This window comes from Onishia niordana (assembly GCF_004798965.1).
In the GTDB taxonomy this organism is placed as follows: Bacteria; Pseudomonadota; Gammaproteobacteria; order Pseudomonadales; family Halomonadaceae; genus Onishia; species Onishia niordana.
In genome coordinates, this window is the sequence record NZ_SDSD01000029.1 from 1 (window position 1) to 374 (window position 374).

Below are 374 nucleotides of genomic sequence, written 5' to 3' on the forward strand. Positions count from 1 at the left end.
CCGTGAGGTAGCCGAGGTCTCCGGCGAAGAGGATGCATCATGACACGACGCTGGTTGCTAGTGGGACTGATGGTCCTGAGCCCCGTGTTGGCCGAAGCCCGTGGGCAAGAGCGTGCCGGATTATCACCTGCCAAGCCGGCATCGGACAGGGCACAAGCTATCGCGAAGGTGGGTCGCGTCGCTCAAAAGCTCACCGTGGAACCAGGGGATACCCTGGACGCACTGCTGCAACAGCTTGGCGTGAATACCGAGACGCGCACCCAAGCGGCGACCTCGCTGGCGGAGAGGTTCGACCCGAGACGATTGCGGCCCGGAGATCGTATCACTTTCACCTCTCTGGCGACGGGACAGCCGGTGTCGGTGGCCATCGAGCG

The 374-nt window shown here is 63.6% G+C and carries 1 protein-coding gene; it reads left to right on the forward strand.

The features are described 5' to 3' along the window. Positions 1 to 39: 39 nt before the first annotated feature. Positions 40 to 374, forward strand: a 335-nt coding sequence (locus ETC27_RS16515; protein WP_205742765.1) for a hypothetical protein, incomplete at its 3' end; no start/stop codon positions are given.